Origin of the sequence: Paraburkholderia elongata, from assembly GCF_013177735.1 — a bacterium.
Lineage (GTDB): Bacteria > Pseudomonadota > Gammaproteobacteria > Burkholderiales > Burkholderiaceae > Paraburkholderia > Paraburkholderia elongata.
The window spans coordinates 1-3,294 of record NZ_WOEZ01000209.1 but is presented as its reverse complement, the minus strand read 5'-3'; the positions used below and the strand labels follow the sequence as shown (position 1 = coordinate 3,294).

At 61.3% G+C, this 3,294-nt stretch carries 3 protein-coding genes; 1 reads left to right on the top strand and 2 read right to left on the bottom strand.

From position 1 onward, the window contains the following. Positions 1–225: 225 nt before the first annotated feature. Together GNZ13_RS37135 and GNZ13_RS37130 are read right to left on the bottom strand one after the other, a co-directional pair. Entirely contained in the window at positions 226–1,062 is an 837-nt protein-coding gene (locus tag GNZ13_RS37135; protein ID WP_172174165.1) for a c-type cytochrome, read from the bottom strand. Positions 1,063–1,557: 495 nt separating this feature from the next. Further along, positions 1,558–2,637 (bottom strand): LacI family DNA-binding transcriptional regulator, encoded by a 1,080-nt coding sequence (locus tag GNZ13_RS37130; protein WP_172174162.1) that lies wholly within the window; start codon positions 2,635–2,637, stop codon positions 1,558–1,560. Between the two features lie 115 nt (positions 2,638–2,752). On the opposite strand from GNZ13_RS37130, the gene GNZ13_RS37125 reads away from it, so the two are divergent. Next, positions 2,753–3,294, top strand: a 542-nt coding sequence (locus tag GNZ13_RS37125; protein ID WP_172174168.1) for a Gfo/Idh/MocA family protein, incomplete at its 3' end; no start/stop codon positions are given.

Genomic DNA, 3,294 nt, shown 5'->3' with positions numbered 1-3,294 from the left:
AAGCCCGAAGCCTAGCGCCACATACAAAAAGGGACCTTTTTCTCGTTCGCCCGCGTCCGCTGTTTGATGCGGAGCCGCCGCTCCAATGGCGACGAGACGGTGATCGCAAACGGCGACTAATGGCCGATCTCTGTCCGCCGCAGCGGCCGCCTGACGGCGCCGATTCCACTTCGCACAGGACGGTGAAAGACTGTTCCGCATCGTCCAACCCCTACCTCGTATACCTTACCGTCCAACCTTCCGCTGCGCCATGTATGCAAGATAAGCGACGATCAGATCGATCTCGCGATCGCTCAGTTGATCCGGCGGGAAAGCGGGCATGGTCCGACCGGGCCAGTCTCGAACCGATGCCGGATTGCGAATGTAGCGGTGCAATGCGGCGGGCTGGAAGTACTCGACTGGATTCATCGGCACGTTGAGGTCGGGGCCGGTGTCCGCGCTGCCCGCGTGGTTGAGCCGATGACAGGCGAGACACTGAGTGATGAACAGGCTTTGGCCCGCGCGGACCGGATCGGTTGCCGGCAGTGCCGGATCGACGCCGAGCACCGGCCAACGCGCGGATGGAGACGGTTGCGTAGCAAGTTGCGCGATCTGGTAAGGCCACTGCTCGCTGCGCACGGATGCCGCTTCCCTGCCGACCCAGACCAGGTAGAACGGTCCCGCGCTGACCGGTTTGCCCGGCAGCTTCGGCCACGGCTGCGCCGGGTCTTCGACCGCGAGCCATGCGACGGCTGTCGCAGGATCACGGTTGCGCACGAGGTCCATCGGCAGTTGCGCGGCGAAGCCGTCGGTCGCACGTGCCTCGAGCACGCTGTCCGCAGGTAGCGCCGCACCGCCGAGCAGGTCGGCTAGCGGCACTGCGCGGTAGGTCGTCGACGTACCGTAGGCGACATCTCGTGGAACGTGAATCTCGGCGGCATCCGGGCGCGCAAGCAACGCCCCTTGGCTAAACGACTGGATCTTGCCGCCTATCCTGAGTTCAATCATGGGCTGCGCGGCCGCACAATGCGCGATCACACCAAGCGTCAGCAGCAAAACCGCAAACAGCACGCGTTTCGACATTTGTCCTCCGTGCATTGTTGTTGCCAGCGACGTCGGCGGCAACATCGCCAAAGCCGCCGGGAAAGAATAAGCCGCCAATTCATTCGGCACCGATGAACGGATTATGTCAGCGGTGGCGAATCGAAGGTGGCGCGCGCCGTCTGTGCGAGCCGATGGACGCATGGAGCCGTGGGTTGCGAATCCCGTCACGGGTCTATCTTGCTTCCCCCTTGCATGACATCACAGCAGCCTCAATCGCTTCACGTTCGCGGGCCGTACCCGACCCCTTCCGGACCGTCGCTTGGCACGCCGTCAAACGGCGGCTCTGAAACTCTTTGCGGTCAGTCGGCCTGTCGTATGTATCGTCGATAGACGTGCGTGTGCCGGGCCAAAAGTTGATCACAACGGTGGATGAGTGTGGACGGCACTCGGAGCCGCTTCAGCGGGCCTACGGCCAATCGATCAGGATCAATCATGCGCCCTGGAACAACCGGCCCGACTCGCCTGATGCGACTATCAGTTTCCCTCAGTGCGCTCGTAGCCTCTGCGCGCTTTCGACGTAGCGCTTGCATGATGCGAGCCACCACCGACGCTTGACTCCCTTACGACAAGCACGGGCACCGCGAAATATTGCACGGTGGGCTTCTCATCGTCAGCCGTTTCGCTCAGTCGGGCCAGCAGCGTCTCACTCGCAATGGTGCCAAGTTTGTCCGCACCCGCGGACAGCGTGGTTAACGGCGGATTCGTATGCTCCGCCGCCACCACGTTGTCACAGCCGACAACCGCCAAGGCCTTTCCCGCACGCTTACCCATCCTGTCCAGTTCATGCAACACGCCGATTGCCACCTGATCGTTGTAGCAAACGACTGCCGTCGGCCGAGGCTTCATCTCGAAAATCGAACGGACAGCCTTGCGCCCACCCTCGGGTGTCAATTCCACGTCGATGATCCACTCGTCCGCGACCGGCAATTCGTGTTTCGCCATGGCAGACACGAACCCCTCCCTGCGCTGGTTGGCGACCGCATAACCCTTGCGGTTGCCGGCAAATGCGATTCGTGTATGCCCCTGTTCGATGAGATGTTGGGTAGCCAGCGCGAATCCGTAGCCATTGTCCACGCCCACTGTGTCGACGTCGACGCCCATCGGGCGCATGACAAGCACAAGGGGAATCCCCCACGACTGAATCTCGCCAGGAAGCTCATCGTCGGTTCCCAATGCGGGCGACATGATCAGGCCAGCGACGTTCTGCTCGCGCATCGATCGCAGCACGCGCGTCTGCGTTGCAACGCTTTCAGCGGTGTGGGCCATCAGCGTGGTGTAGCCAGCGTGGGCGAGCACGCGTTCGATCGCGACAAGTAGTTCCACGAAGAACGGATTAGTCAGGTCATTGATCACCATGCCGATCGTGGTGCTGCGACGCCCTCTGAGCGCTGCGGCCCCGCGATTGTAGACATAGCCCAGACTTCGAGCGGCCTCGCGTACTTTTTCAGCCGTCTCCGCCTTAATCCTCGGGCTTTCCTGAAGGACAAGCGAGACCGTTGATTTTGAAACGCCGGCGCTCGCGGCGATGTCCTGAATTGTCGGACCGGATTTCATGTTGCTATGCACAATTGGAACGTTCCAAAAAGTGTTTGACATCGTGAATGCAGTCTACTACATTTGTTGGAACGATCCAACGACTGCTAATTGGAACGTTCCAACGGAGAGAGACATGTCGACGAAAATCAAGTGGGCGCTGATCGGTGCCAGCACGATCGCCGATGAATGGATGGTCAATGCCATTCGTTCACAACCCGACGCCGCTATCGACGCGGTCGTGAGCGGTGGCGCGGATCGCGCTCGCGAGTTTGCCGAAAAACACGGCATCCCGGCACAATCGACGGACCTCGATGCTGTCCTCGCTGATCCTGCAATCGATGCGGTCTACGTCAGCAGCACTAACGAGAAACACCTTCCCCAAGTGCTCGCCGCAGCGAAAGCGGGCAAGCACGTCCTTTGTGAAAAACCGCTCTCCCTATCGGCGGACGAGGCTGCGCAGATGATCGAAGCCTGCGCCGCGCAAGAGGTCGTTCTCGGCACCAACCATCATCTGCGTTGCGCGGCGACCCATCGCAAGATGCGCGAACTCGTCCGTGCGGGCGCAGTCGGTACTCCGCTGTTCGTTCGGGTCTTCCACGCGGTCTCGCTTCCTCCGCATCTCCGCGGCTGGCGGATCGAGCGTCCCGATGCCGGAGGGGGCGTCGTCCTGGATAT

What these genes read in the sequence shown, in the direction of transcription:
- GNZ13_RS37135 (WP_172174165.1), bottom strand. Translation starts at nt 1,062, where the DNA reads ATGTCGAAACGCGTGCTGTTTGCGGTTTTGCTGCTGACGCTTGGTGTG.
- GNZ13_RS37130 (WP_172174162.1), bottom strand. Translation starts at nt 2,637, where the DNA reads ATGAAATCCGGTCCGACAATTCAGGACATCGCCGCGAGCGCCGGCGTT.